Genomic DNA, 26587 nt, shown 5'->3' with positions numbered 1-26587 from the left:
GTCTGTCGCCTTCTGGGAATCGATAGGATGTTACGAGGTTCCCATCATAACCCACGGGATTCCCTCACGTTCTGGCTGCTATGGGATCAAGGTCCCATGTCGAAACGCGGGGACGCGGCGCTAAGTTGGCATGGGCACGCTTTGGCCCGGAGGGTCCGATTCATGAAACGGTCTCGACGCATCCTGTGCGCCATGGCATCCCTCGCCGTCACGGCCCTGCCCTCGTTCAAGGCGATGGCGGACGATGCGGGCAAGCTCAGCTGGGTTATCGAGCCCTACTTATGGGCTCCTTCGATCAGGAGCGACCTCAACCTCAGGCTCAGTCCGATCGAGCAGAGCAACACGGTCAGCTTTCCGGACATCCTGAGCAAGGTGAGTGCCGCTGCGGAGCTCCGCGGTGAGGCCCAGGGCGACGACTTCGGCGGCTTCGCCGATATCCTCTATCTTTCCCTGAAAGATCATCACTCGCGCGACCGCTTCTCGACGCACTCGTCGCTGAAGACCAGCATCGGCGAAGCGGCGGCCCTGTGGAGCCCGGGCGACGTTCGCTTCGAGGGCTTCGAGGGGTTCGCCGGCATTCGCTATTTCGACGCCTCGTTCAAGTTCCGCTTCGATCCGACCGATCCGGAAAGGCGTCGCGGGCGGGTCGATGTCAGCAAGAACCTTACCGACTTCATGATCGGCGCTCGTTACACCTTCCGGTTCACCCCCGCATGGGCACTCACGCTGCGCGGTGATGGCGGCTTTGGCGACACCGATACGAACTACAACGCGTCGATCCTCGGCAGCTATCGAACCCATCACGGCGCCTGGCTCTTTGGCTACCGGTACATGGTGACGAAGTTCGACGATCAGGGGCGCAACCTGAAGCTCAAGATGTACGGTCCCGAGGTGGCTTACGCCTTTATGTTCTGAGGGCAGCGCCCCGATCGCTTCAATTCTTCTTGGCACCTTCCGACAACGCGGCCAGTGCCTTCTCCACGCTCAACGAGCCGGAAACCTGGCTCGGCGGAAACGCCTGGAACGTAGCGAGGAACTTCCCGACGATGCCGACCGCGGGCATCATCGACCAGAGCTTCTCGCCCCACCACTTGCCGTACAGCATGCTTTCGCTCTGATAGCGTTCCCACGGGTCCGCGCGCAGGTTCGTCACCAGGGGCACGTTCGTCGAGTCTTCCTTGCCCGTGAACAGGTTGCCTTCGATAGTCTTGAAGGTCACCTTCCACGCGCGGTATCTCACGGCCATGAGGTCGGCGTTGTCGCTGAAGTAGAAGAACTCGTTTCGCGGGCCCTCCTTCGCTTCACCCGTGAAGAACGGCTTGAAGTTGTAACCGTCGAGATGGTTGCGGAATGTCTTCGCACCCGCCTGGTAACCGGTAAGGAGCTTCTCCTTCACATCGGGCACGCCGACCGCCGCCATCAGGGTTGGCATCCAGTCTTCAGCTGCCATGATCTCGTTGACGATCGTGCCCGGGGCGATCACACCGGGCCACTTCGCGAGCATGGGCACGCGGAATCCACCTTCGTACACCGTGCCCTTCTCGCCGCGGAACGGATGGTTGCCGCCGTCGGGCCAGCTGAAGATCTCGGCGCCGTTGTCGCTGGTAAACAGTACGATCGTATTCTCCGCGATGCCAAGAGCGTCGAGCTTGCCGAGCAGCTGCCCGACGATCCAGTCCAGCTCCATCATGGCGTCGGCGAACAGGCCAAACCCGCTCTTTCCCTGCCATTGTTTGTCCAGGTGCGTCCAGACATGGCAGCGCGTGGAGTTGTGCCAGAGGAAGAAGGGTTTGTCTGCCGCGACGGATCGGTCGATGAAATCGAGCGACAACCTCACCAGTTCCGCGTCGATATCTTCCATGCTGAACTTCGCGGCGGGATCCATGCCCGGGTGGGGCGGCAAGGGGCCGCCATCGGCGATCGTCTGGCAGCCCATGCGTCCCCACCGGGCATCTTCGGTTGCGTCGTCGGTCGTCGTCGCCTTGGTGTGGATGATGTTGCGCGGCCCGAACATGGCATGGAACGTCGGATCCTTCGGGTACTCGCTGTCGTACGGTTCTTCCATGGCGTTCAGGTGATAGAGGATGCCGGAGAACTCGTCGAAGCCGTGCAGCGTGGGCAGGTATTCGTTACGGTCACCGAGATGATTCTTGCCGATCTGCGCCGTGGCGTAGCCGAGTGGCTTGAGCAGTTCGGCGATGGTCGGGTCCGTGTCCTGCAGGCCTTGTTTGGCCGCCGGCATGCCCACCTTCAACAAGCCCGTGCGAAACGGTGTCTGGCCGGTGATAAACGCTGCCCGCCCCGCCGTGCATGACTGCTGGCCGTAGTAGTCGGTAAACAGGGCCCCTTCCCTGGCGATCCGGTCGATGTTCGGGGTGTTTCCACCCATCATGCCCCGGTGGTAGGCGCTGAGGTTCCAGATGCCAACGTCGTCGGCCATGATCATAAGGATGTTGGGTGTGGACATGGCACTCCCCTTCGCTCGGCATGGATAAGGAGTGAGCGTGCGTTCGTCCGTTGGCCCGTGCCATGGGACCTTGGTCCTACCCGGGTGCATCCTGCCTACGGCTAATTTACGGTATCGACTCGCATGGAAGCGGCGCAGACTGGGCCCTACAAAGAGGCTTTGCCATGCATGTCGCACAAGGCACCGTCCATATCGTCGATGACGAACCCGAGGTTCGCGATGGCCTCTCGCGCCTTCTCCGGTCCGCTGGATGGAGCGTAATCACCTACCCGACGGGACGGGACTTCCTCGAACGCATCCCCGATACCACGCCTGGCTGCGTCCTCCTCGACATGGGTATGCCGGGCATGAGTGGTGCGGAGGTGCATGAGCGACTCCGCTCCGCCGGCGTGACGATGCCCGTGGTGTTCCTGACAGGGTGTGGAACCGTATCGGTGGGCATCCATGCCATGACGCACGGCGCATTTCACTTCCTCGAGAAACCGATCGACGAAGAAGCGCTGCTGCCGGTCATTAGCAGTGCCGTGGAACGGGACCGCCGCTTGCGCGCCGAGAAAGCCGCCCGTGACCAGATCCGGCGATCGCTCGAATGTCTCTCACCTCGCGAGAGGGAGGTGCTCGAGCATGTGGTCGAGGGTCGCCTGAACAAGCAGATTGCCGGTGAAATGAATATCCAGATCAAGACCGTCAAGGTTCATCGTGGACGCGTGATGGCGAAGATGCAGGTGCGCTCCGTGGCGCAGCTGGTGCGCGCGTACGACCGCTTCGGGGCTCGATCGACGTGAGCGCGGTGTGGAGCGATGGCGGTGGCAGCCGCATATGGAAGGTCGCGCCATGCGTTCCGTTGGCGGCCCACAGGGTGCCCGCATGGGAGGCAACGATGGATCGGCAGATGGACAGGCCAAGGCCCGTCCCGTCCGGCTTACTGGTGACATAAGGCTGGAAGATTCGTTCGAGGTCATCCTCGGGGATGCCCACGCCTGCATCGATCACCCGAACTTCGACGCCACCATCGACGGTGGCGTGCGTGCTTATCGTCAGCTCGTGCGGAGCACACTGGTCGGCCATCGCATCGCACGCATTGAGAATAAGGTTGAGCATGACCTGCTGAAGGGCCACGCGATCGCCTTCAACCTTGGGAAGATGGGATGCCAGGCAAATTCTTGGCGTGACACCCTTGCGCGAAACCACGCAGCTGAGGATAGCCACGGATTCCCTGACCACGTCGTTGATCGCGAGAGGAACGAATGCCGCCTGGTTTTCGCGAAGCATGAGGCGAAGTCGTCCGAGCACCCCGCTCGCCCGTTTATCGCTCTGCACGATACCGACGAGACAGTCACGGATCTCGCCTCCGCCACGCTGTGATGCCGGGAGCAGGCGAAGCGCCGCCTGGGCATTGCTCAGGATCGCGGTCAAAGGCTGGCTCAGTTCATGGGCGATGGACCCGGCAATACTTCCCAGCAGCTGGACCCTCGACAGATGAGCCAGCTGGCCGCGCAGCCGAACCAGTTCGCGTTCCAGAGACTGCTCGCGGCATTCCCTATCCGGCCGGATGGATCGCTTGCGCAGGGTGGACATGGTGGAAGTCTAATCTGCGCCCCAGTCCCACACCCCAGTAGTTCCGCGCATTCGGTGCTGGCCATTTGGCCATCCGAAAAGTCTATGTACATTTACCTAGGGAAAGATCCGCACAAGTTCGCTTGTGGACGCCGGCGATTTTGCGAGCATGACTGATCACGTTTCCGGCGTGCCGAACGATGGAATGAATCGTGCCTAGCGACGATCCGAGCCCCTCTCTCCCTGTTACCCCCGGTCTTGATGACCGCGCGTTGAGGGACACCCGTGCCGGTGATGAGCGCGTCCTGATGGACTGGGTGCGCACGGGCATTTCGATGATCAGCTTCGGTTTCTCGCTCTACGTGATCCTTACCGGCTTCCAGAATGCTCCGAACGCCGCGCATGTTCACCCGCTGGCACAGCGATTCAGTCCATTGAACGTCGGTTTGTTCCTGTGCGGCGCTGGCACGCTGTCGATACTCATGGGCCTGGGCGAGTATGTGAGCGCCATGCGACAGCTCGGTCTTCACGCGATGCGTTACGCGTGGAGGCCTTCCTTCATCATCGCGGCACTGCTTTCGTTGGCGGGACTCTTCGTCTCCTTGAGCATGCTTTCCACCCTGTTCTAGAAGCGATGCCCCACCTCCAGGAAGATGTTGTAGTCGCCACCCTGCCGTGCGCCGACGCCCAGGAGGATCGGTCCGATCCATGAATTCAGACCGACATAGATGCTCCCGTTCAGAAGGGAGTTGCCCCAGCTCATCCGTGACCGATCGACCCATGCGTTGCCGTACTCGAGCGTGGTTCCCACAAGCGCGTCCTGGTTGAGCACGCGACCGATACGATACGAGTATCCCAACAGGGCCACGCCGTAGTCCTGGCCGGTAAGCTGGTTCGACTCGAATCCGACGAGGCGGGAGAATCCGCCCAGCCGATAGATGCTCTGCAGCGGCGCCACACCGCTGGTCGTCACGTGGTAGCGAAGCCCCACTTGCACCGAGTGCTTGCCGAACTGGTAGGCATCGATGGCATCGAAGTCGAGCTGGTCGAACTTCGTATCGGCGCCCAGGGAGCCGCGCGACCATGTGTATCGGGTTCGCGCAAGATAACCGTCGCGTGGGAAGTACGAGCTATCCAGGCGATCGAGCGTTCCTTCGACGTACACCTGGCCTCCCTCGAAGTGCGTCCTCGGAATGGCCGGGTCGCCGATCTGGATCTTGACGGTCCCGGTATCGCGCCGGTAACCGACGGTCACCGCGCCATAGTTGCCGAACTCACGGCCGAAACCAAAGCCGGCGCCACCTTGTCGCACATTGTATTCGGCGGTCCGGTCGCCGCGGGAGTCGAACGAATCGATCTGATAGGAGCGAACGTCGGCGCGCCCTGCGAAGAAGTATTTGCCTGCCACGCCCAGCGGCTGGTAGTACTCGGTCAGCAGGCCCGTCTCGTCGCCGAGCGAGGCGAGGACGCGAACCTCGCCACCACTGTCGTTGACCGGCGACCGCAGGATGCCAAGGCGCATGCTGAGGTCGAAGCGTCCGTTGAAATCGCCGCTGGTGCTCAAGCCGGCTTCGAGGTAATTCGGGCCCTGGAGCTTCTCGTTGACGTGGACGATCACGCCGTCCTGCCCGTTTTCTTTGACCAGCTCGTAGGTCACCAGGGAAAGCGTGGTCAATCCATAGACGCGGTATAGCTGGTCCTCGACACGCGCCGCGTCGAACGGCTTGCCTACCGGGATATCGATACGCGCCAGAATCATGCTGTCGCGGTAACGGCTGTGATTGTCCAGACGCACGAACTGCACGACGGGCGCCGGCGTCTGCCTGCCATGGCGCGTGGCGACGTTCTGCGCGTAGTCCGCCTCGTCGATCGACAGGCGGCTCAGGGCATCCGTGGCCGCATCGGCACCCTCTTTGCCAATGGCGAGCGCTTCCGGTCCCTTGGCGAAGGATGCGGTAGCAACACGGTCGCCCAGCGGTGGACTGACCAGCACATCGCGAGAGGTCAGCGTGGCCAGTTGCTCACGCGTATTGCGCACCGTGAGCAGGCCGGTCACCTGGCCGGTGATCTCCAGCACGTTCGACTGCGGCGTCACGGTGGCCAGCGGCGTGCCCACATCCACGGCGATGATGATGTCGGCACCCATGGCGCGCGCCACATCCACCGGCACATTGCGTGCTACGCCGCCGTCGACAACGACATGGTCACCGATGCGGACCGGGGGAAAGACGCCCGGAATCGACATGCTCGCCCTCATCGCCAGGGCGAGGTCGCCGCGGTCGATGACCACGGCCTCACCCGTATTGATGTCCGCGGCGACGGCGCGGTACGGAATCGGAAGGTCATCGAAGTGCTCGATCGTTGCAACCGACTCGATGGTCTTCTCGAACAACAGCAGGATGCGTTCGCCGGCGAGCAGGCCTCCAGCGATCACCAGTCCCTTGGAGCTGACGCCGACGCCGGGCGCCGATACCACGAGGGCATCGTCGGTCTTCCGGCGATACGAACGTTCACGGCGGTCGAGCGAATCGTTGAAGAGGCGATCCCAGTCGATCGCCAGGACAAAGCTCTGGATCTCATCGACCGACTTTCCGGAGGCGTAGAGCGCTCCCACCAGCGCGCCCATGCTCGTTCCCGCGACACAGTCCACGGGAATGTGCAGTTGTTCGAGTTTGCGCAATACCGCGATGTGGGCGATGCCGCGGGCACCGCCGCCGCCCAGCACGAGGCCGATGCGTGGCCGGTTCTCCGGTTGCACGGGACGCGCCCGGCAGGACAGCGTCGCCTCTTCCGCGTGGACCCGCGCCATAGGCACGGCTAGCAACGCTGCTAACGTCGTGAGCGACGCGAGCACGCGCACGCGCACGCGGCGCCTGATCATGGTGGCAGTCCCGCACGCATGGTGTTGCCTCCGGCCCAATTGAGCTAAGCGTAATCCGCCGGTTCACGCGTGAAGCTGGTATTAGTACGTAGGCAGTACTCCGCAAGAATGCGGATGCCTCGGGTGCTCAGGGCGCGAAGCTAGGTTGTCGGTTATCCCGCAACAACCCAGGAGCTTTGCAGATGAACGCTACCCCAAAACTGATGTGGGCCTTGGTCATGGCGATCGCCGTTGTGGCTACCGGCGCCTCCGCACAACAGTTCCCTGCTGCCTACCCCGCCAAGGGGCAGAGCCAGGACAAACAGGCATCTGACAAGAGCGCCTGCACATCGTGGGCCCGGTCCAACGCACAGACACAGGCCGTACCCGCCCAACAAACGGGACCCGCCGTCGGTGGGGGTCAACGCCTTGGGGGCGCCGCCAGAGGGGCGGCAGCCGGTGCCGTGATCGGGGGAGTGGCTCACGGTGACGCCGGCAGGGGCGCCGGTGTCGGCGCCACCGCGGGCGTGGTTGCAGGCGGCGTACGCGCGCGCCACGCCAAGGCGGCGCAGAACGAGGCGTCAGCCAACGTCAGTGCGCAGAACGAGGCTTCAATCGGCCAGGCCTATGGCGCGTGCATGAAGGGGCGCGGATATACCGTCAATTGACCGCGCCAGGGCATGTCATCCCCCTTCAGGCGGCTCCCAGAGCTCCACCTTGTTGCCTTCAGGGTCCATCACCCAGCCGAACTTGCCGTACTCGGAGTAGTCCGCCTTTTCCAGCACCTTGCAGCCCTCGTCGCGTAGCGCCTGGAGCAAGGCGTCCAGATCCGCTACGCGGTAATTGACCATGAAGCTCGAGGTGCTCGGCGCGAATTGGTCGCCACCCGCGGTGCCGATCGACCAGGCCGTGGTTCCCGTCGTCGGGTCACCGGCGTCATCGGTCCAGGGGAAGGCCGCGCCACCCCACGACTGCACGTCGATACCGAGGTGTTCCTTGTACCAGGCGCGCAACGCGACGGGATCGCGCGCGTGGAAGAAAATGCCGCCGATACCTGTAACTCGTTTCATCTGGGCCTCCGTGAGGTGAGGGGTCACAACAGCTTTCGATAGACGAGGAACCCGGACTTCTGCGCGATCTTGTCGTACAGATACATGGCGGTCGTATTCGACTCATGGGTCTGCCAGTACACGCGCCCTGCGCCAAGCGCCGTTGCGCGCGTGTAGACCTCTTCGATGAGCCCGCGGGCGACGCCCTTGCCGCGTGCACGCTCCGCGGTGAAGACGTCCTGCAGATAGCAGTTCGGCTGGATCTGCGTGGTGCTTCGGTGCAGGAGGAAATGCGCCAGTCCGATCAGCTCGCCAGCCTGCTCGGCAACCACCGCGTACATCGGCTCGTAGCCATCGAAGAAGCGGCGCCAGGTCGCGGCCGTGATCTCGGCCGGCAAGGCCGTCTCACCTTCCCGCCCGTAGAATGTGTTGTAGCCGTCCCAGAGAACCGTCCATTTCTGGAAGTCATCTGGGGTAGCGGGCCGAATGATCAGCTGAGCGGATGTTTCCATGGCGGCTTCCGTTTATACCGCGCTCTCGGCGGCGATCTTGCGCAACTGACGCTCGAACTCGTCGGGCGGCTGCCCTCCTGAGATCAGGTAACGGTCGTTGACGATCACCGCCGGTACACCGGTAATGCCACGGCTCTGCCAGAGTGCCTCGTCCCGACGGACTTCCCCGGCGTAGCGATCGGACTCGAGCACCGCGCGCGCCTCCGCCTGGTCCAGGCCCACCTTTCCGGCCGCCTCGACGAGCGCGTCATGGTTGCCCGGGTCGGTCTGGTCGGTGAAGTTCACGATGAACAACTGGCGCTTCAGCTCGTGCTGCTTTCCTTCCCCCGCGGCCCAGGCCAGCAGGCGATGCGCGTCGAAGGTGTTGTAGATGCGGCTCGCGTCCGAGGTATTCATGGTGAAACCGACCGACGCCGCGCGCTCCTTGATACGTTCGCGATTCACCCGCGCTTCGTCAGCGGGAATGCGGTACTTGGCGACGACATGCTCCACCGTGTTTTCGCCACCGGCTTGCATGTTCGGGTTCAATTCGAACGGATGGAAGGTAATCTCCGGCTCGATCACCTCATGCAGGTTCTCCAGCGCGCGTTCAAGGCCGCCAAGGCCGATGACGCACCAGGGGCACGCGATATCCGATACGAAGTCGATCTTCATTTTCTGGGGCATGGGGCACTCCGGTTACCATCCAGTATTTCGCGCCATAAGCTGACTTCATGCAACTGTCCATGCCTGCTCGAGTTCTCGCCGCCGTCCTGGCTTCCCTGGCCGTGCCCGCCATGGGGGTGGCTAACGCCAGCGAGCCCACGGCACCCCCCGCCGTTCCGCCGGTGCCTTCCAACGGCCTGGCCGCCACACCACCGATGGGCTGGAACAGCTGGAACCATTTCGCCGGCAGGATCACCGGAGCGGACGTGCGCGCCATGGCGGATGCCATGGTGGCCAATGGCATGCGGGAGGCAGGCTATATCTACGTCAATATCGACGACACCTGGGAAGGCGACAGGAACGCCGCCGGCGAGATCCAGACCAACGACAAGTTCGGCGACATGAAGGCCCTCGCGGACTACGTGCACTCGCGCGGACTGAAGCTCGGTATCTACTCGTCACCCGGCGCGAAAACCTGCGCGGGCTATGCGGGAAGTCACGGGCACGAGGAGCAGGATGCGCGCCAGTTCGCCGCCTGGGGTGTCGACTACCTGAAGTACGACTACTGCGGCGCCCGCGACATCTACCCGGTCACCCAACGCAACCAGGAGATGCTGTTCCGCAAGATGGGCGCCGCCCTGCTCAAGGCAGGCCGCCCCGTGGTGTACAGCCTCTCGCAATCGGGCGAGTTCGACATCTGGCACTGGGGCCCGCAGACCGGTGCCAACCTGTGGCGTACCACGCCGGATATCAGCGATGACTGGGGTTCCATGATCCAACGTGGCTTCCGCCAACTCGAGCTCAGCACCTGGTCGGGGCCCGGGCATTGGTCCGATCCCGACATGCTGGAGATCGGCAACGGCGCCATGAGTACCGACGAATACCGCACGCAGATGAGCCTGTGGTCGATGCTCCCGGCGCCACTGCTGGCCGGCAACGACCTGCGCACGATGGTCGCCGCGACGCGGGAAATCCTGCTCAATCGCGAAGTGATCGCCGTGGATCAGGATCCGGCCGGGTACCCGGCACGCCGCCTGGAACGCCAGGGTGACGTGGAGGTGCTGGTGCGCGATATGAGCGACGGGTCCGTCGTCGTCGGGTTCTTCAACCGGGGCGAAGGGGCGACGGTGCGACTGCCCTGGTCGAAGCTGGGAACACGCTTCGGCAAGGCGGTGGAGGCTCGTGATCTTTGGCAGCATGCAGCCATCGACACCCGCAGTCCGTTCGTCACGACCCTTCCCCGCCACGGCACGACGCTGGTTCGCGTCACACCCCATGGTTGAGCCGCTTCATGACGGGGCATTGGTGCCATGAAGTCACCATCGTGATTCGCGCCACGTAGCTACCAGGCAGGAAATCCCCAGCCTAGGATGGTGCATACCATATCGGTGTGACACAGGGGTAGCTCATGCGCATCAAAACCATCGCACTCGCTTGCGGCATCGGATTCTCCGTCAATGCTTTCGCGGCAGACATCCATTCGATATCCCGCCTTGCCGCCGGTCCGGAGAACGTTCTTTTCGTCGCCGATTGGAAGGAAGCGAAGGTCTACGCGCTCACCCTTCCGCCAGCGGCACAGAAGCCGGCAGGCACGACGTTCAACATCCTCGACCTCGAGACCGTCCTGTCGAACCAGGTGCACGGTGCAAAGGTGACCGTGGAGGATATGGTGGTTCGTCCGGGTACCGCCGAGGTCTACATCGCGACCAGCTACGGCCCGGAGAAGACGCCGGCGCTCTTCGTCGTCGGCAGCGACCAGAAGGCTCGCCGGGTGAATCTCGGTGAGGCGAAGTCAACCTCGATCGAACTCCGCGACGCCCCGAACGCCCAGGGGACCTTCTGGAAAAAGACGCCGGAACGCAGCTTCACCGTGACCGACATGAAGTGGCGCGACGGGGAGCTGTTCATCGCGGGCCTTTCCAATGAGACCTTCGAGTCGACGCTACGCCGGGTGAAGTATCCCTTCGGCGCGCAGCAGTCGATGACGTCGGTCGAGATTTTCCACGGCGGTCACAACCTGATCGAGACGCGCGCTCCGATTCGCGCCATGAGCTTCGCGAACCTCGGGGGAAAGCCGTACCTTGTGGCCGCCTATACCTGCACCCCGCTCGTGATCATCCCGCTCGACGACCTCAAGGATGGCGCGCATGTCCGTGGGAAAACGGTCGCCGAACTCGGTTACGGCAATACGCCCGCGGACATGGTTTCCTACTCGAAGACCGACCACGGCAAGACCGAAGATTTCCTCATGCTGGTCAACTTCAACCGGGTGTCGGATGTCATTCCGGTATCCGAACTGGAGGCAGCACGCGTGCGGCCGGGCATCGAGAAGCAGGTGCCCTTCGGTGAGATCACCGGGGTCAACCTGATGACGGCGCCGCTGTCCGGCACGCTGCGCCTCGACAACCTCGACGACAAGTCGTTCGTGGTCGTGCGTCGCGAACTCGAACAGGATGCCCTGCAGCTCGTGTCCATCGGCAAGGACCTCACCTTCCGCCTGACCGACCACGTCTCCGAATACGCCTTTCCCGATTTCAGCTTCAAGGGTAACGCCTTCCAGATCGAGAACATCAAGCCTCGCCAGGACGCGCTGCTGAAGGACGAAGGCCTTCCCGATCTCGTCAAGGCCACTCAGTAGTCATGTTCCTGCGACGGTTTCTCGTTGCTGCGATGCTCATTGCTGCGATGCTCGTCGCCGCGCTGGACGCAGCGCTTGCCGGGGCGGCGACACCACAGGCTGTCGTGGTTCGACCGTCGGGCCCCGAGGTACCGGCCAACCTGCTGCGCATCTCCATCGAGTTCACGGCACCGGTCGAAGGACCGGTGCTGGGCAGAATCGGACTAAGGCATACCGACGGCCGCGTCATCGAGGCGCCGTTCCTGCAACAGGAGCTATGGTCGCCAGACAGCCGCGTGCTGACGATCCTGATGCATCCGGGACGCGTTAAGACCGGGCTCAACGCACGTGAGCAACTGGGTCCGATCCTGGTCGCAGGCGAAAAGGTCGTCCTCACTCTTGATGGACAGCCTGTCAAGCAATGGAACGTCGGGCCCGAGGATCGTAATGGGCCTGTCGCCTCTGCCTGGAAGCTATCGCCGGTGCGCCCCGACTCGCGGGAGCCCCTCGTTGTAGCGCTGGACGGACCCATCGACGGCCGGGATGCGGACTACCTGGCAGTCGTCGACATGGAAAACCACCTCGTCGACGGACAGGCGAGCTTGAAAGATGGCGAGCGAACCTGGGCGTTCACGCCTGCCACGCCATGGCGGACCGCACCCTATCGCCTCATGGTCCGCGGCACGCTGGAAGACTCGTCCGGCAACCGCCTGAATGGTCATTTCGAAACGTCGATCGGCAACCCTGCTGCACCGGCGTCTGACGAATCCATTCCCTTCACCGTAGGACGATCGAATCGGAGGTGCCTAGCGCGTGTAGTGGTACCGGCACTGGGCGACCTGGATCACAGTGATCTTTTGCGGCCTGGCCTGACCTTTCGCAGGCTTGTCCATGTCGAAGAGGCGATACACCAGGCGGTGCTCCAGTGTGATCCGACGCGACCACCAGCCCTTCAAGTCACCTATTAAAGGCTCCGGCTTGCCAAGCCCGGTCCACGGAGTGCGCCGTATGTTTTCGATCAAGCTGTTTACGGTGTCGACGTTCGCGGGGACGTGCTCTTGCCAGTAGAGATAATCCTCCCAGGCCTTACTCATCCACCAAAGGTCTTCCCTCTCCTTACGCACTGCCATCCGGCTTTCCCTTTAAACGCTGTCCGGACCAAGTATGCGGGCGCCTGTCGGCAGGGACACGTCGGCCTCGGCCATCGCGGCCTGCAATCGAACTGCATTCGCGGCGCTACTGAACAGATACAGCGTCTCCTGCAGTGAGTTGTAGTCGCTCACGGACATTACGACGGCATCTTCGGCGTCACGACGCTTGATGAGGGTGATGTCGTGATCCGTCGCCACTGTGTCGAGCACCTCTTTGAGGTTGCTCCTGGCGTCGGTGAAATTGATGGTCCGCATGACTCGCTCCAACATGTACAGGTTTGCGTACATGTTGGAGTCTAGCCCAGCCTGCACCCCATCGGCAATCGGTCACGAGCCCGGCAACGGCGTCCTATCATTCCGGAGCCTTCGCCGGCACGAAGGGCGATACCGGGTCGCTCGCCGGGAAGGTCTCTTCCAGCGCCTGATCCTGGTTGTCGCTGGCTTTGTCTTTCCGCGACTTCTTTTCCTCGGTCGTTTCCGGGTGCGAGGGCTGACCGTGATCGGGGTGGTTTACGTCCTGGCGATCGTGGTTCATGGCGTTGGCCTCCTGTTGAGGAATCCATGGGGCGCCGGGTCGGGTGAAGGGTGGGTGGGGGGTGTGTTTAGGGTGAGGTGACATGCATCGCCGATGAATCGGCTCCCACAAGAGCGTGGGAGGGTTATGCCTGCGCAGCGCGGGCTCTTGTGAGGGCGGCGGCGAGGGCGGCTCGGGAATAGGGTTTGCGTAGGAGTTCCACGTCGCTGGGCGTGCCTTTGTCGTCGCGTTGCTGTGCCGTGTAGCCCGAGGCCAGTACGACGGCGACGTTGGCATAGTTCGCCCGCACGTAGCGGGCGAGATCCAATCCGTTGATCTCGCCGGGCATGATCACGTCGCTGAAGATCACGTGGATGTCACTGCGCTGGGCGAGTATGCCAAGCGCCTCGACCGCATCTCCCGCTTCGACCGTCGTGTAGCCCAGGGCGCTCAGCATGGCAACGGACACCTCGCGCACGTTGATGTCGTCGTCGACGACGAGCACGCGTCCATCACCTGCGGCCGTGGGTGCCTGGGTCACCGGTGAGGCGGCTGCCACTTCGTCGGTATAGGGCAGGCACAGGTCGATCGTCGTGCCCTGCCCCATTTCGCTGGTGACGTTGACGAAGCCGCCTGATTGCCTGACGAAACCGTACACCTGGCTCAGACCCAGCCCGGTGCCCTTGCCCATGGCCTTGGTGGTGAAGAACGGGTCGAAGATGCGCGCGGCCGTCTCGGGTGTCATGCCGGTGCCGCTGTCGCGCACACGGACGACCACGTAGCTACCCGCTTCCGCGTCCACGGCCAGGGCTTCGCGCGGCGTCAGTGTCGTCAGCGCGGTCATGATCGTAAGGCGACCTCCGTGAGGCATGGCATCGCGCGCGTTGATTGCCAGATTGAGGATGGCCGTTTCGAGCTGGTGCGGATCGCTTCGGCAGTACCAGCGTTGCGCGGGTTGCGGCAGTTCGAGCGAAACCGTCTCGCCCAGTGCGCGGCTGAGCAGTGTGGCGAAGGCGCGCAGCAGGTCATCGACACACACCGGCTGTGCCTGCAGGTCCTGTCGGCGGGAGAACGCCAGCAGCTGCTGGTTGAGACTGGCGCCGCGCTCGACGCCCGATTTCGCGGCCGCGAAGAAACGTTGGGCCCTGGCGTTCTCGCCTGGGATGGAGCTCTCCAACACGTCAAGGCTGCCGCCGATGACCATGAGGAGATTGTTGAAGTCATGTGCGATGCCACCGGTGAGCTGGCCCACCGCCTCCATCTTCTGCGCCTGACGCAACTGCGTTTCCATCAGGCGCCGTTCGGTGACGTCTGCGACCACGCCGACCAATCGTGCCGGCAGTCCGTCGCGATGGTAGGTGCGGCCAATGACGTGTACCCAGCGGCGGGCACTCTCCTCCGACGGAGAGCGCACGCGCCGTTCGAAGTCGAGCACGCCCGTGGTCATCGCCAGATCAAATGCAGCCTTCACCTCGGCCTGTTCGTGTGCGAGGAAGGGGTGCAAGAGGGAATCCGGCGTACGTGCCGCGGAACCGGCTTCCGCGAGCCCCAGGATCACCTCGGCCTGGCGCGAGATCGTAACGCTGCCCTGCTCCAGGTCGATGTCCCAACTGCCCATGCCTGCCGCATCCAGTGCCACCGCAAGGCGGTCTTCGGCGCTGCGCCGTTCGACCATCTCCGCGGCTAACTGCTCGTTGGTCGCCGCCAGTTCGTGGCTGCGCTGGCGAGCGTGGGTCAGGTCCGTCGCAATGATGCAGATGATGCGCGGCAGGTCCGCCTCGAATGGCAGATCCACGGCAGACAACGTAACGGGGATAGCGTGGCCATCAGTCCGGTGCAGCGTCACTTCAGCCGCCCGACCCGCACCCGCATCGGCTCCGCCAGACAGCAGCTCGGTCATCACCCGTGCATCGGCGCGCTCGAGATAGGGAATCACCGATCGGCCGATCATCGACTCGCGCGTCAGACCGAGCAAGGCGGCGAACCGGCGATTGCAGTACAGAATCACCCCGTCACTGGTGAGGGTGACGGCACCTTCCTGCATGTGCTCGACCAGCACGCGATACGGCCGGTCGGCGCTCTCAAGTGTGTAGATGCGCTCGCCATCGGGATGGTGGACGACCACGGCGTCCACTTCGCCGCGGCGAATCGCGTCCAGGGTCTCTTCCGCCTCGCGCAGCCGTTCTTCCAGCTGTTCGCGGCTGGGCAGCTTATCGCCAGTGTCTTCGTCAGCACGCACGATCAACCCTGCTGCGATTGCCGCGGGGCAAGATCGAGGCCGGCCAGCACTTTGAGCTCGTCGGAGAGGTCACCGATGATCCGGCGCAAGGGCTCGGGCAAGACCTTGACCAGGGTCGGCGTCGCGACGATCTGTAGCTCCCGCGTGGTTTCCGGGCGGTCGTACACGTCGATCACTTCGAGCTCGTACCGACCATCGAGATTTTCCTCGCAGATCTTTCGAAGGTTCTCGATTGCGCGGGTGGAACGTGGCGTCGATCCGGTGATGAACAGCCGCAGCTTGTAGTGCGGCAACCCAGTCGCGGACGAGGGCATGTCGGGAGGCAACGACGTCATGGCGTGGACGACCGCGGGATCATATCCAGACCCACCAGAACGCGTTCCGCGTTGGACAGGTCGCCGATGACGCGGCGCAGCGGCGGCGGCAAACGACGGATGAGCGTGGGCACCGCGACGATCTGGTCGCCGGCGGCAAGCTGCGGCGTCACCTGCAGATCCACCACCTCGATGCTGTAGCGCCCGGACAGATGCTCCTCGCACAACCGCTTCAGGTTGGCGATGGCCGCCAGCGACTTGGGCGTCTGGCCGGCCACGTACAGGCGCAGGTGCACCTGCCCGTCGTCGCCCGGCTGCATGTCTTCGACGGCGGTCACATGTCACCTCGCAACGTCGACATGACCGACCGGTCGGCGTCCCGGTTGGTGGCCTGCACGTCGTCCTGCTCGCCCATGCGGGTCACCTCGGCTTCTTCGCTCTCCAGTTCCGCCTGCAGCTCGGCAATCTGCCGTTCGACGGCAAGTCGGCGGCGCTCCAGCACACGCCGCCGGCCTGCGACCGCGTCTTGCCTGGTTTGTTCGACCTCGCGCTCGCGGGCCTCCTGCGCCACGCGCGCGGTACCGGTTAGCACACCGTCCGGGCCGACGTAGACCGGCACCATGTCGATGCCCTGGTCCGTCAGTCGGTACTCCCGCAGTTGCTTGGAGTGATTCATGCCGCGCGCCTTCAACAGCGAGAGCACGCGGTTGCGTTCACCATTGGCTTCGACGTCCGCCAGCGATATCCATATATCCATGAGCGACGACACGTTGCGCTCACTGTCGTTCATGGAATCGCCCGATGACAACAGCGAGGTGAAGAGCGCGGTGATGCCACGGCTCTTGCAGATGTCGGCCAGGCGCAGCAGCGTGGCGTTGACCTCCACCGACGGCCCGCGAAAAGCCGAGATAGGATCGACCACGATGACGCTGGGATTGAACGTGTCGATATCCCGATGCATCCGCGCCAGGTGCATTTCGAAGCCGTAGAGGCTCGGGCGGGCGGCTTCGAACTTCAGCAGCCCGGCTTCACGATGGCGCTGAAGATCGATTCCCACCGAGGCCATGTTGCGCGTGACCTGCGCGGGTGATTCCTCAAAAGCGAAGAACAGGCTCCGCTCGCCGCGCGCACACGCGGCATCGACGAACGACGCAGCCAGCGTCGACTTGCCCGTACCGGCGGAGCCCGACACCAGCACGCTGGAGCCACGATAATAGCCATGGCGGCCGAGCATGGTATCCAGCCCGGCGACGCCCGAGGAAATCACTTCCGAGGACACCTCGTGCGCCAGCCCTGCCGAGGTGATCGGCAGGACCGTGATGCCTTGCTCGTCGATGAGGAACGGATACTCGTTGGTGCCATGCGACGAGCCGCGATACTTGACCACTCGCAAGCGGCGCGTGGTCACCTGGTCGATGACCCGGTTGTCCAGCAGGATCACGCAATCGGACACGTACTCTTCAATGCCATAACGGGTGAGCTGACCTTCACCGCGCTCGGCGGTCACGATCGCCGTGACGCCCTTGGTCTTGAGGAAAGCAAAGAGGCGGCGCAATTCCGATCGGAGGGTCGCTGAATCTTCCAGGCCGGCGAACAAGGCTTCCACGGTGTCCAGAACGACGCGCTTTGCGCCGATCGTGTCGATGGCGTGGCCCAACCGCACGAACAGGCCTTCCAGATCGTAGTCGCCGGCCTGCTCGATCTCCCCACGCTCGAGGCGCACATAATCCACGACCAGCTTTTTCCGCTCGACCAGGCCGTCGAGATCGAATCCCAGCGACGCGACGTTGGTCGCGAGTTCTTCCTGGCGCTCCTCGAAGCTCATGAACACGCCGGGCTCGCCATACTCCTCGATGCCCTTGACGAGGAACGTGACGCCGAAGAGCGTCTTGCCGCAACCCGCCGCACCGCACATCAGCGTCGGGCGGCCTTCCGGCAGCCCGCCGAAGGTCAGCGCATCGAGGCCGCCAATGCCGGTGGGCGTCTTTTGCAGCGATGGGACTTTGGATGTCCCTTGGTCCTGGGCGGAGACCGGGTCGGTCATTCGATACCTTTGTTTCGCGGCTGATGAAAACTATGCCGGGAAAGGGTATCCAGACTGCGTGAAGCGCCGGTGATCGGGCCTGTTTTCAGGCTATCGCGGGGCCCTACCGTCGGGGCGCTCACCGCCCTCGATGTCTTCAAGGACCTCGGGTGTCGATTCGAACAGTGCCCGGTGAACCCAACCGCCCACCGCGCCGCCGAGCAGCGGTACCACCCAGAACAGCCACAGCTGACCGAGTGCCCAGCCGCCCTGGAACACCGCGACGCCCGTGCTGCGTGCCGGGTTCACCGAAGTGTTCGTCACGGGAATCGAGATCAGGTGGATGAGAGTCAGTGCCAGGCCGATGGCCAACGGCGCAAAGCCGACCGGAGCGCGCTTATGGGTGACACCGAGGATCACGATGAGGAAAAACGCGGTGAGAACGAACTCGGCGACGGCCGCCGCAGCCAGCGAGAAGCCGCCGGGAGAGTGCTCGCCGTAGCCGTTGGTGGCGAAACCCAGTGCGACGTCGAACCCAGGCTTGCCGCTGGCGATGATGAAGAGCACGCCACCTGCCGCGATAGCGCCGATTACCTGGGCCACGATGTATGGGACGACGTCCTTCGCCGGAAAGCGGCCGGCCGCGAACACGCCTACCGTGACGGCAGGATTGAAGTGAGCGCCGGAGATGTAGCCCACCGCATAAGCCATGGTCAGCACGGTCAGGCCGAAGGCAAGTGCAACGCCAGCGAAGCCGATGCCTAGTTCGGGGAATGCGGCGGCCAATACCGCGCTGCCGCAACCACCGAATACCAACCAGAACGTACCGAAGAATTCGGCCAACAGGCGCTTCGACATGGGAGACTCCTCGCGGTGAGTGGACCGATACTTGAGCCCCGGCAGCGCGAAGTCATGCGTACAAATACCTAACGGGGCTAGGTAAGCCTTCGCTAGGGAGCACCTTCCAACGGGCCTAGCCTGCGTGTGACCAGATCCCGGCGCGTGCGCCGTCGAGGACGTGATGCGCGCAGGCGTGCTCTTCAGCGAAGCCACCCACGTCGAGATGTTGCGACGGCTGCGGGTGATCCGGATCGACGACCGGCGCGAGATGGCGATGCGCATCGCCGTGGCGATCGGTGTCGCCTGGGTTCCGCTTTTCGTGTTGTCGCTGATCAGCAGGGACACCCCATCGATAGCGGCCTTCCTACGGGATGTTGCCGTGCACGCCCGTTTCCTCGTTGCCGTGCCGCTGTTCATCGCCGCGGACTACGTGGTGCTTCCGCGTCTGGAATCGATGGCGCGCTATTTCGCCGTCACCAACCTCGTGCCGCCGTCACGCATGGATGAGTACAACGCGCTGCTCGCAAGCAGTCGCCGCCTCAGCGCGGGCGTCTGGCCATCCGGGATCCTCGCCGTGACCGTCTATGCCCTGGTCGTTCTCCTGGCGATTATGGTCCCGAAAGACCTGCTTCCCCTGTGGCAGCGCGGCACGCTTCCCACCGGGCTGTCGCTCGCCGGTTGGTGGCATCTCGCCATCAGCCTGCCACTGCAGCTTGGCTTGCTCCTGGCGTGGTTGTGGCGCCTGGGTGTATGGACACGATTCCTCTGGCGCATGGCGAACATGCGCCTTCAACTTGTGCCGGCGCATCCCGACCAGGCGGGCGGGCTGCAGTTCCTGGCGTACTCGGCGAGGGTCTTCTCCACGCTCGCGCTTCCCATCGGCGTGGTCGTTGCCGGCACCCTGGCCAACAAGGTGATCGCAGGCGCATCGCCTATCGGCCACGAGGCCACACCTATCGTTACCGCGGCGGCCACGCTCCTGTTGTTTGCCACGCCACCACTGGTCTTCACGCGTGCCCTTCTGGCGGCCTGGCGTCGGGGCGTCTACCGTTACGGTGACCTCGCCGCGCGCGCCGGCGAAGCGTTCGAAAGCCGGTGGCTTGCCGAGGGCAAACAACTCGATGCCGAGCTCATGGAGCGACCCGACTTCTCGGCCACGACGGATCTGTACGCCATCGTGGCGAATGTCTATGCGATGCGCACGGCCATCTACGACATCCAGGGCTTGCTCTCGGTAGTGGTCGCCACGGTGCTTCCCTTCGTGCCGATCTGGCTTTCCGCCATTCCGTTCTCAGCGATCGTCAACCACCTTGTGGATGCGCTTTTCTGACGGCTCACGCTGCCACGGCCACCGACCCTCCACTTCGAGGATCAGCGACCAGCTGAGGAATGTGCGGATAATCACCAGAAGGCCGAGCGAGAGAACGCTCTGTACCGAACTGTCGAGTGCAATGGTGCGCACGATGTCGGCGGCGACGAGGATCTCCAGGCAGAGCAGCAGCGCCCTGCCCAGCCGCTGTTTGTATTGCGTGTAATGCGCGGGAGGATTGGCGACCCGGCGAAGCAGCCCGGTGAGGTAGATCGCCGTGGCGGCGACGATCGCGCAGATGATGAGCGCCGTTGCCAGCAGCTCGATGCCGAGCGCGGCGATTTCGATCAGGGAATGCGCGCTGCTGGCAACTTCCATAATGATGTGAGCCTTAACGATGTCGGCCTCAGTTCGCGTTGAGCAAGCTTAGGCGGCGCTATGCGGTTTGGACGCCGTAGTACCGCGTGATCGGAGTGCGTAGTACTACGTAGATGTGGGAGCCGCTTCAGTGGCGAGCCCTCGGCAGAGGGGAAGGCTTTCGCGGGCACCCGATCGCCGCTGAAGCGGCTCCTACAATTCGGCAGCATGTATTCATAATAATCAATTGGTTATCGTATATTCCCCACTAGATTATTACCAGCGCAAGAACGTCATCGACCCGCTACTGCCCTTCGTGCTACGTTTTTCCCACGTGATTCCGAGCCAAGTCGCCGTCCGCCCAGCGGACGGCATGTCCAAGCCAGGTTTCGAGGGAGCTTCAAGTCATGCCTCTCACTCGTCGCGAGTTTCTTAAAGTCACAGGTGTTGGGCTAGCAGCCGGAAGTCTCGGCATGCTCGGCTTCGGCGCCTCGGGCGTGGCGCAGGCCGCCGCCGTGCGACCTTTCAAGCTGGCCCATACCACCGAGACGCGTAACACGTGTACGTACTGCTCGGTGGCCTGCGGCATCCTCATCTACAGCATGGGCGACCGGGCCAAGAACGCCCTGTCGAACATCATCCATATCGAAGGCGACCCGGATCATCCGGTGAATCGCGGCACCCTGTGCCCGAAGGGCTCTGCGCTGCTCGATATCGTGCATGCCCCTACCCGTCTGAAGGCTCCCCGCTACCGAAAACCCGGCGGGACCGAGTTCGAGGAAGTGTCCTGGGACTTCGCGCTCGATCGAATAGCCCGGCTGATGAAGGAGGACCGCGACAAACACTTCATTACGCAGAACGCGGCCGGCACCACCGTCAACCGCTGGACCAGCACAGGCATGCTGGCGGCCTCGGCCTCATCCAACGAGACCGCCTACCTGACCTGGAAGGTGGCCCGCTCCCTCGGCATGGTGGTGTTCGACAACCAGGCGCGCGTCTGACACGGACCGACGGTGGCCAGTCTGGCCCCATCATTCGGTCGCGGTGCGATGACCAACACCTGGCAGGATATCCGCAACGCCAACGTCGTTATCGTCATGGGTGGCAATGCCGCCGAAGCGCACCCGTGCGGCTTCAAGTGGGTGATCGAAGCGAAGATAGAGAACGGCGCCAAGCTCGTCGTGGTCGATCCGCGCTTCACGCGGACCGCCTCGGTTGCCGACTACTACGCGCCGATCCGTCCGGGCACGGACATCGCGTTCCTCAGCGGCGTGATGCGCTATCTACTGGAAAAGGATGCCATCCAGCATGCCTACGTGCGCGCGTATACCAACGCCAGCCTGCTCGTTGCGGACGGTTTTGCCTTCGAAGACGGCCACTTCAGCGGTTTTAACGGCGAAACCAATACCTACGACAAAGCCAGTTGGAACTATGAGTTCGACGACCAGGGCTTCGCCAAAGCCGACGACACCTGGCAGAACCCACGCTGCGTGATCAACCTGCTCAAGCAGCACGTCTCGCGTTACACACCGGAAATGGTCTCGCGGATCACCGGCACACCGCAGGACAAGTTCCTCCACGTATGCGAACTGATCGCCAGTACTGCGGCACCGGACAAGGCCATGACCAGCCTGTTCGCGCTGGGCTGGACCCAGCATTCGGTGGGTGCGCAGAACATCCGCGCGATGGCGATGGTCCAGCTGCTGCTGGGCAACATCGGCGTGGCCGGCGGTGGCATGAACGCGCTGCGTGGGCATTCCAACATCCAGGGGCTGACCGACATCGGCCTGCTCTCCAACCAGATGCCCGGCTACCTGAGCCTGCCGACGGACAAGGAAACCAGCTTCGACGATTACATGAAGACGAAGCTGTTCAAGCCGCTGCGCCCCGGCCAGACCAGCTACTACCAGAACTACGGCAAGTTCGTGGTCAGCCTGCAGAAGGCGTTGTGGGGCGATGCCGCAACGAAGGAAAACAACTGGGGCTACGACTGGCTGCCGAAGCTCGACGTGCCGCTGTACGACATCATCAGGGCCTTCGAGATGATGAACAACGGCGAGATGACCGGTTACATCTGCCAGGGCTTCAATCCGCTGCAGGCCTTCCCGGATCGCGGCAAGATCCGCCGTGGCTTGAGCAAGCTGAAGTTCCTCGTCACGATGGATCCGCTGGACACCGAGACCTCGCGTTTCTGGCAGGACTTCGGTCCGCAGAACCCGGCCAAATCCACGGAAATCCAGACCGAGGTATTCCAGTTGCCGGTGACCTGTTTCGCCGAAGAAAGCGGTTCACTGGTCAATTCGGCGCGCTGGCTGCAATGGCACTGGAAAGCCGCCGAAGGCCCGGGCAAGGCCATGGCCGACATCTGGATCATGAGCGGCATCTTCCATCGCCTGCGCGACATGTATCGAAAGGAAGGCGGCGCCTTCCCCGATCCCATCCTCAACATGACCTGGAAATACACGAACCCGACCGCACCGGATCCCGAGGAACTGGCCAAGGAAATGAATGGCCGCGCGCTGGCCGATCTGACCGATCCGGTCACTAACGTGGTGACCAAGACCGGCACCCTGCTCGATGGCTTCGGACAACTCAAGGATGACGGAACCACGGCCTCCGGTTGCTGGATCTTCGCCGGCTCGTTTACCGAGAAGGGCAACCAGATGGCTCGCCGTGACGCGACGGATCCGCGTGAGCAAGGCATCGCGCCGAACTGGGCCTGGGCATGGCCTGCCAACCGACGCATCCTTTACAACCGGGCCAGCGCCGACCTTGACGGCAAGGCCTGGAATCCGAAGAAGCCCGTCATCGAGTGGAATGGCACGCGCTGGACGGGCATCGATGTGCCCGACTACATACCCACCACCAAGCCTTCCGACAACGTCGGTCCGTTCATCATGAACGCCGAGGGCCTGGGGCGTCTGTTCGCACTCAACCTCATGGCCGAAGGTCCCTTCCCGGAGCACTACGAACCGTTCGAATCGCCCTCGGAAAACGTGCTTCATCCCAAGGTGCCGAACAACCCGGTAGCCCGCGTGTTCGCCGACGATCGCGCGTCATTCGGACACCGGCGTGACTTCCCGTACGTGGCCACCACTTACCGACTCACCGAGCATTTCCACTTCTGGACCAAGCACGCACTGATCAACGCGATCCTGCAGCCGGAAGAGTTCATCGAGATCGGCGAGGTGCTGGCGAAGGAGAAAGGCATCGCGCAGGGCGGCTGGGTGAAGGTGTCGTCCAAGCGTGGCGAGGTGATCTGCAAGGCCTATGTCACCAAGCGCATCAAACCGATGACCGTGGATGGCAAGGCGACCCATGTGATCGGCGTGCCCTTGCACTGGGGCTTCACTGGCCAGGCGAGAAAGGGTTACGGCGCTAACACGCTGACTCCGTCGGTGGGTGACGCCAACACGCAGACGCCGGAGTTCAAGGCGTTCCTCGTCAATATCGAACGCACCGCCGCTCCGGCCACCTGAGGCGAACGTCATGTCGGATATGCAATCACAAGACTACGTACGTCGCTCCGCCACGACGATGACCCCGCCGAAGGCGCGCAGCCATGAGGACCAGGTAGCGAAGCTGATCGACGTGAGCCGCTGCATCGGCTGCAAGGCCTGCCAGTCCGCATGCATGGAGTGGAACAACCTGCGTCCGGAGATCGGTCACTTCGAAGGCTCCTACGAGAACCCGATGGACCTGGGGCCGAGCGTGTGGACGTTGATGAAGTTCGCCGAGTACGAGAACGAGCAAGGCAACCTCGAGTGGCTGATCCGCAAGGACGGCTGCATGCACTGCGAGGACCCGGGTTGCCTGAAGGCCTGCCCCGCCCCGGGCGCGATCGTCCAGTACGCGAACGGCATCGTCGACTTCATCAGCGACAAGTGCATCGGTTGCGGCTATTGCGTGAAGGGCTGCCCGTTCGACATTCCCCGCATCAGCAAGACGGATCACAAGTCGTACAAGTGCACGCTGTGTTCCGATCGCGTCGCGGTGGGCCTGGAACCTGCCTGTGTGAAGGCCTGCCCTACCGGCGCGATCATGTTCGGCTCCAAGACCGATATGACGAACTGGGCCGGAGAGCGCATCGAAGACCTCAAGTCGCGCGGCTTCGCGAAGGCCGGCCTGTACGATCCGCCCGAAGTCGGTGGTACCCACGTGATGTACGTGCTGCATCACGCGGACAAACCGTCACTGTATTCGGGCCTGCCAGATAAACCGCGCATCAGCCCGGTGGTCGAATTGTGGAAGGGAATCATCAAGCCCCTTGCCGTGATCGGCATCGCGATGGCTGCCGTCGGTGCCTTCTTCCACTGGACCACGATCGGTCCCAACGAGGTCACCGAGGCGGATGAGGCGGAGGCCGACCGCGTGTTGCGTGAGAAAGAGGAGGAGTCGACATGACCCGCCCGGCCAATGCGATCACTCGCTACACCACCTTGAACCGCGTCAATCACTGGATCAACGCCGGCCTGTTCATCCTGCTGGTGCTGTCCGGGCTGTCGATGTTCCACCCGATCCTGTTCTTCCTGTCCGGGCTGTTCGGCGGAGGCCAGTGGGCGCGCGCGGCGCACCCCTGGTTCGGCGTGCTGCTGGTGATCAGCTGGATCGGCATGATCATCCAGTTCTGGCGCGCGAACCTGCCTTCGAAGGACGACATCGCCTGGTCGAAGGAAATCGTCCACGTGATCACCAACGACGACGAACACGTGCCGCCGATCGGCCGCAACAACAGCGGCCAGAAACTGGTGTTCTGGTCGATGACCCTGCTGATCCCCGTGCTGTTCGTCACCGGGCTGCTCATTTGGGAGGTGTACTTCGGCGAAGCGACCTCGATTCCGGTGCAGCGCGCGGCGGTGCTCATCCATAGTCTCGCTGCGATCTGCGCGATCCTCGTCTGGGTGGTTCACGTGTACGCCGCGATCTGGATTCGCGATTCCGTGCGCAGCATGACCCAGGGTTATGTCACGCCGGGTTGGGCGTGGCACCATCATCGGAAGTGGTTCTACCAGCTGGCGGCGAGCCGTCGCGTCAGCAAGACCACGCCCAGGAAGAATCCGTGAAGCAAGCCGAGGCACCACCCGACGCGTCCTGGAGCGGTCCGTCCCACGCCGGGGTGAAGTCCCCCTCGCCCATTGTGACGCCCGACCCGGCCCTGCGTTTCGCCGCCACGGCCGCAAGACTCGACCAACTCGCCGCCGGCCATCCCATGGAACCCTGGCTGCGCTTCGTCGCCCGGCTCTCCAGGGCCCAGCACGCCGTCGCAACCACCCTAGCCCCAGCCGCCATCCTCAGCGCCGCCGACGTAACCCGCGCCACCGAAGCCCGCCTGCCACCCCTGGCCGCCGACGGCCACCCCCGCGCCCCCTCCTGGCGCGAAGCCCTGACCACCCTCCTAAACCACATCTCTGTGGAACCCGATTCACCTGTGGGGGCCAATACACCTGTGGGGGCCAATACATCTGTGGGAGCCAATACACCTGTGGGGGCCAATACACCTGTGGGAGCCGATTCATCGGCGAAAAACCTACACGAAACCCCCCTCCCCCCAGCCACCCTCAACGCCATCACCCAACTCCGCACCAGCGACACCACCACCCTCGAAACCCTCGCCAACAACTTTCTCCGAGGCCACATCCCCCTGTCCGATACAGCCGCAACGATCTTCATCGTCGCCGCCCTCCAGGTCTATTTCACCGGCTCCGCCGCACGCCTCGCCGCCAGCGACCTGCGCCTGCTCGAAGAACGCGCCCTCTGCCCCTGCTGCGGCTCACCCTCGGTAGCCGGGATCATCACGGCCACCGGCTTGATCCCGGGTACGCGCTACCTCTATTGCTCGATGTGCTCCACCGCGTGGAACCACACCCGCGCCGTCTGCGTCACCTGCGGCGGCACCCGCAAGGTCTCCCTGCAAGGCATCGAGGGCGACCCCGGCGTCGTCAAGGTCGAGGCCTGCGCCGATTGCCATACCTACAGCAAGCTGCTCTACCAGGTCCGTGACACCCAGGTCGATCCCTATGCCGACGACCTCGCCTCGTACGGCCTCGACCTGATGGTGAGCGAGGAGGGCTTCGCCCGCCATGCGCCCAACCCGCTGCTGCTGACGGGAGACAGCGAGGAAGATATCGGGTAG

Annotated in this window: 26 protein-coding genes; 12 read left to right on the top strand and 14 right to left on the bottom strand. The window is 63.3% G+C overall.

What is annotated here, in order from left to right; translation table 11 throughout:
- Nucleotides 1-162: 162 nt before the first annotated feature.
- Nucleotides 163-915, top strand: coding sequence for a hypothetical protein (locus C8J98_RS04665; protein ID WP_146171531.1), 753 nt, complete (start codon nt 163-165; stop codon nt 913-915).
- A gap of 19 nt (nt 916-934) precedes the next feature.
- On the opposite strand, the gene C8J98_RS04660 is transcribed toward C8J98_RS04665, so the two are convergent.
- Nucleotides 935-2467, bottom strand: a complete 1533-nt coding sequence (locus C8J98_RS04660) for an arylsulfatase (protein WP_107911410.1) — start codon at nt 2465-2467, stop codon at nt 935-937.
- A gap of 164 nt (nt 2468-2631) precedes the next feature.
- Between C8J98_RS04660 and C8J98_RS04655 the strand changes: the two genes are divergently transcribed.
- The 3 genes from C8J98_RS04655 to C8J98_RS04645 all read left to right on the top strand — a co-directional run bounded on the left by C8J98_RS04655 (nt 2632) and on the right by C8J98_RS04645 (nt 4653).
- Entirely contained in the window at nt 2632-3252 is a 621-nt protein-coding gene (locus tag C8J98_RS04655; RefSeq protein ID WP_158272598.1) for a response regulator, read from the top strand.
- A gap of 49 nt (nt 3253-3301) precedes the next feature.
- Complete coding sequence (locus C8J98_RS22245; protein WP_233260112.1) at nt 3302-3832, top strand: hypothetical protein; 531 nt, start codon at nt 3302-3304, stop codon at nt 3830-3832.
- 404 nt (nt 3833-4236) lie between these two features.
- Nucleotides 4237-4653, top strand: coding sequence for a DUF202 domain-containing protein (locus C8J98_RS04645; RefSeq protein WP_158272597.1), 417 nt, complete (start codon nt 4237-4239; stop codon nt 4651-4653).
- Here C8J98_RS04645 and C8J98_RS04640 read toward each other — a convergent pair.
- Nucleotides 4650-6905, bottom strand: coding sequence for a patatin-like phospholipase family protein (locus C8J98_RS04640; RefSeq protein ID WP_107911403.1), 2256 nt, complete (start codon nt 6903-6905; stop codon nt 4650-4652). The genes C8J98_RS04645 and C8J98_RS04640 overlap by 4 nt on opposite strands.
- Before the next feature lie 182 nt (nt 6906-7087).
- On the opposite strand from C8J98_RS04640, the gene C8J98_RS04635 reads away from it, so the two are divergent.
- Nucleotides 7088-7552, top strand: a complete 465-nt coding sequence (locus C8J98_RS04635; RefSeq protein WP_107911401.1) for a hypothetical protein — start codon at nt 7088-7090, stop codon at nt 7550-7552.
- 15 nt (nt 7553-7567) lie between these two features.
- Here C8J98_RS04635 and C8J98_RS04630 read toward each other — a convergent pair whose 3' ends face one another.
- The 3 genes from C8J98_RS04630 to C8J98_RS04620 are packed head-to-tail and all read right to left on the bottom strand — an operon-like array spanning nt 7568 to nt 9111.
- On the bottom strand, nt 7568-7954 hold the full coding sequence (locus C8J98_RS04630) for a VOC family protein (RefSeq protein WP_107911399.1): 387 nt from the start codon (nt 7952-7954) through the stop codon (nt 7568-7570).
- Between the two features lie 23 nt (nt 7955-7977).
- A complete protein-coding gene (locus tag C8J98_RS04625) occupies nt 7978-8445 on the bottom strand; it encodes a GNAT family N-acetyltransferase (protein WP_107911397.1) in 468 nt (155 codons plus the stop codon).
- 12 nt (nt 8446-8457) lie between these two features.
- Nucleotides 8458-9111, bottom strand: a complete 654-nt coding sequence (locus tag C8J98_RS04620) for a DsbA family oxidoreductase (RefSeq protein ID WP_107911395.1) — start codon at nt 9109-9111, stop codon at nt 8458-8460.
- A gap of 59 nt (nt 9112-9170) precedes the next feature.
- Here C8J98_RS04620 and C8J98_RS04615 point away from each other — a divergent pair, with 59 nt between their 5' ends.
- Both C8J98_RS04615 and C8J98_RS04610 read left to right on the top strand, forming a co-directional pair.
- Nucleotides 9171-10373, top strand: coding sequence for a glycoside hydrolase family 27 protein (locus C8J98_RS04615; protein WP_199229814.1), 1203 nt, complete (start codon nt 9171-9173; stop codon nt 10371-10373).
- Between the two features lie 125 nt (nt 10374-10498).
- The gene (locus C8J98_RS04610; RefSeq protein ID WP_107911391.1) at nt 10499-11728 is read left to right on the top strand and encodes a hypothetical protein; all 1230 of its coding nucleotides are present in this window, start codon (nt 10499-10501) and stop codon (nt 11726-11728) included.
- A gap of 785 nt (nt 11729-12513) precedes the next feature.
- On the opposite strand, the gene C8J98_RS04605 is transcribed toward C8J98_RS04610, so the two are convergent.
- From C8J98_RS04605 to aqpZ, 8 genes are all read right to left on the bottom strand, one after another.
- A complete protein-coding gene (locus C8J98_RS04605) occupies nt 12514-12801 on the bottom strand; it encodes a Txe/YoeB family addiction module toxin (RefSeq protein WP_107912576.1) in 288 nt (95 codons plus the stop codon).
- A 48-nt stretch (nt 12802-12849) separates the two neighbouring features.
- The gene (locus tag C8J98_RS04600) at nt 12850-13113 is read right to left on the bottom strand and encodes a type II toxin-antitoxin system prevent-host-death family antitoxin (RefSeq protein WP_107911389.1); all 264 of its coding nucleotides are present in this window, start codon (nt 13111-13113) and stop codon (nt 12850-12852) included.
- A 97-nt stretch (nt 13114-13210) separates the two neighbouring features.
- Nucleotides 13211-13393, bottom strand: a complete 183-nt coding sequence (locus tag C8J98_RS04595) for a hypothetical protein (RefSeq protein WP_107911387.1) — start codon at nt 13391-13393, stop codon at nt 13211-13213.
- Between the two features lie 124 nt (nt 13394-13517).
- Nucleotides 13518-15611, bottom strand: a complete 2094-nt coding sequence (locus C8J98_RS04590) for a PAS domain-containing sensor histidine kinase (RefSeq protein WP_146171525.1) — start codon at nt 15609-15611, stop codon at nt 13518-13520.
- A 2-nt stretch (nt 15612-15613) separates the two neighbouring features.
- Nucleotides 15614-15946, bottom strand: coding sequence for a circadian clock KaiB family protein (locus C8J98_RS04585; protein ID WP_107911384.1), 333 nt, complete (start codon nt 15944-15946; stop codon nt 15614-15616).
- Nucleotides 15943-16263 carry a circadian clock KaiB family protein gene (locus tag C8J98_RS04580; RefSeq protein WP_199229813.1) on the bottom strand — a complete coding sequence of 107 codons (321 nt, stop codon included), beginning with the start codon at nt 16261-16263 and terminating at the stop codon, nt 15943-15945. Before C8J98_RS04580 ends, C8J98_RS04585 begins: the two co-directional genes overlap by 4 nt.
- Entirely contained in the window at nt 16260-17969 is a 1710-nt protein-coding gene (kaiC, locus tag C8J98_RS04575; protein WP_107911382.1) for a circadian clock protein KaiC, read from the bottom strand. The genes C8J98_RS04580 and kaiC overlap by 4 nt, the downstream gene beginning before the upstream one ends.
- A gap of 90 nt (nt 17970-18059) precedes the next feature.
- Nucleotides 18060-18806, bottom strand: a complete 747-nt coding sequence (gene aqpZ, locus C8J98_RS04570; protein WP_107911381.1) for an aquaporin Z — start codon at nt 18804-18806, stop codon at nt 18060-18062.
- A 163-nt stretch (nt 18807-18969) separates the two neighbouring features.
- On the opposite strand from aqpZ, the gene C8J98_RS04565 reads away from it, so the two are divergent.
- The gene (locus tag C8J98_RS04565) at nt 18970-20118 is read left to right on the top strand and encodes a hypothetical protein (protein ID WP_107911379.1); all 1149 of its coding nucleotides are present in this window, start codon (nt 18970-18972) and stop codon (nt 20116-20118) included.
- On the opposite strand, the gene C8J98_RS04560 is transcribed toward C8J98_RS04565, so the two are convergent.
- Nucleotides 20080-20475 (bottom strand): DUF1622 domain-containing protein, encoded by a 396-nt coding sequence (locus tag C8J98_RS04560; protein WP_107911378.1) that lies wholly within the window; start codon nt 20473-20475, stop codon nt 20080-20082. The two genes, C8J98_RS04565 and C8J98_RS04560, sit on opposite strands and share 39 nt — an antisense overlap.
- A 386-nt stretch (nt 20476-20861) precedes the next feature.
- Here C8J98_RS04560 and fdnG point away from each other — a divergent pair, with 386 nt between their 5' ends.
- The 4 genes from fdnG to C8J98_RS04540 are packed head-to-tail and all read left to right on the top strand — an operon-like array spanning nt 20862 to nt 26587.
- Entirely contained in the window at nt 20862-23933 is a 3072-nt protein-coding gene (fdnG, locus tag C8J98_RS04555) for a formate dehydrogenase-N subunit alpha (RefSeq protein ID WP_107911376.1), read from the top strand.
- Between the two features lie 10 nt (nt 23934-23943).
- Nucleotides 23944-24858 (top strand): formate dehydrogenase subunit beta, encoded by a 915-nt coding sequence (gene fdxH / locus C8J98_RS04550; protein WP_107911374.1) that lies wholly within the window; start codon nt 23944-23946, stop codon nt 24856-24858.
- Nucleotides 24855-25517, top strand: coding sequence for a formate dehydrogenase subunit gamma (locus C8J98_RS04545; protein ID WP_107911372.1), 663 nt, complete (start codon nt 24855-24857; stop codon nt 25515-25517). Before fdxH ends, C8J98_RS04545 begins: the two co-directional genes overlap by 4 nt.
- Nucleotides 25514-26587, top strand: coding sequence for a formate dehydrogenase accessory protein FdhE (locus C8J98_RS04540; protein ID WP_233260111.1), 1074 nt, complete (start codon nt 25514-25516; stop codon nt 26585-26587). Before C8J98_RS04545 ends, C8J98_RS04540 begins: the two co-directional genes overlap by 4 nt.

It is taken from the genome of Luteibacter sp. OK325, assembly GCF_003050935.1.
GTDB lineage: Bacteria > Pseudomonadota > Gammaproteobacteria > Xanthomonadales > Rhodanobacteraceae > Luteibacter.
The sequence above is the reverse complement of the archived record's forward strand: the minus strand, read 5'-3'. Positions and strand labels throughout refer to the sequence as shown.

Bases quoted from the DNA above. Each gene is read 5' to 3' on its own strand.
- C8J98_RS04665 (WP_146171531.1), top strand. From the start codon at position 163: ATGAAACGGTCTCGACGCATCCTGTGCGCCATGGCATCCCTCGCCGTC.
- C8J98_RS04660 (WP_107911410.1), bottom strand. From the start codon at position 2,467: ATGTCCACACCCAACATCCTTATGATCATGGCCGACGACGTTGGCATC.
- C8J98_RS04655 (WP_158272598.1), top strand. From the start codon at position 2,632: ATGCATGTCGCACAAGGCACCGTCCATATCGTCGATGACGAACCCGAG.
- C8J98_RS22245 (WP_233260112.1), top strand. From the start codon at position 3,302: ATGCGTTCCGTTGGCGGCCCACAGGGTGCCCGCATGGGAGGCAACGAT.
- C8J98_RS04640 (WP_107911403.1), bottom strand. From the start codon at position 6,905: ATGATCAGGCGCCGCGTGCGCGTGCGCGTGCTCGCGTCGCTCACGACG.
- C8J98_RS04635 (WP_107911401.1), top strand. From the start codon at position 7,088: ATGAACGCTACCCCAAAACTGATGTGGGCCTTGGTCATGGCGATCGCC.
- C8J98_RS04630 (WP_107911399.1), bottom strand. From the start codon at position 7,954: ATGAAACGAGTTACAGGTATCGGCGGCATTTTCTTCCACGCGCGCGAT.
- C8J98_RS04625 (WP_107911397.1), bottom strand. From the start codon at position 8,445: ATGGAAACATCCGCTCAGCTGATCATTCGGCCCGCTACCCCAGATGAC.
- C8J98_RS04620 (WP_107911395.1), bottom strand. From the start codon at position 9,111: ATGCCCCAGAAAATGAAGATCGACTTCGTATCGGATATCGCGTGCCCC.
- C8J98_RS04615 (WP_199229814.1), top strand. From the start codon at position 9,171: ATGCCTGCTCGAGTTCTCGCCGCCGTCCTGGCTTCCCTGGCCGTGCCC.
- C8J98_RS04610 (WP_107911391.1), top strand. From the start codon at position 10,499: ATGCGCATCAAAACCATCGCACTCGCTTGCGGCATCGGATTCTCCGTC.
- C8J98_RS04605 (WP_107912576.1), bottom strand. From the start codon at position 12,801: ATGAGTAAGGCCTGGGAGGATTATCTCTACTGGCAAGAGCACGTCCCC.
- C8J98_RS04600 (WP_107911389.1), bottom strand. From the start codon at position 13,113: ATGCGGACCATCAATTTCACCGACGCCAGGAGCAACCTCAAAGAGGTG.
- C8J98_RS04595 (WP_107911387.1), bottom strand. From the start codon at position 13,393: ATGAACCACGATCGCCAGGACGTAAACCACCCCGATCACGGTCAGCCC.
- C8J98_RS04585 (WP_107911384.1), bottom strand. From the start codon at position 15,946: ATGACGTCGTTGCCTCCCGACATGCCCTCGTCCGCGACTGGGTTGCCG.
- kaiC (WP_107911382.1), bottom strand. From the start codon at position 17,969: ATGACCGACCCGGTCTCCGCCCAGGACCAAGGGACATCCAAAGTCCCA.
- aqpZ (WP_107911381.1), bottom strand. From the start codon at position 18,806: ATGTCGAAGCGCCTGTTGGCCGAATTCTTCGGTACGTTCTGGTTGGTA.
- C8J98_RS04565 (WP_107911379.1), top strand. From the start codon at position 18,970: ATGCGCGCAGGCGTGCTCTTCAGCGAAGCCACCCACGTCGAGATGTTG.
- C8J98_RS04560 (WP_107911378.1), bottom strand. From the start codon at position 20,475: ATGGAAGTTGCCAGCAGCGCGCATTCCCTGATCGAAATCGCCGCGCTC.
- fdxH (WP_107911374.1), top strand. From the start codon at position 23,944: ATGTCGGATATGCAATCACAAGACTACGTACGTCGCTCCGCCACGACG.
- C8J98_RS04545 (WP_107911372.1), top strand. From the start codon at position 24,855: ATGACCCGCCCGGCCAATGCGATCACTCGCTACACCACCTTGAACCGC.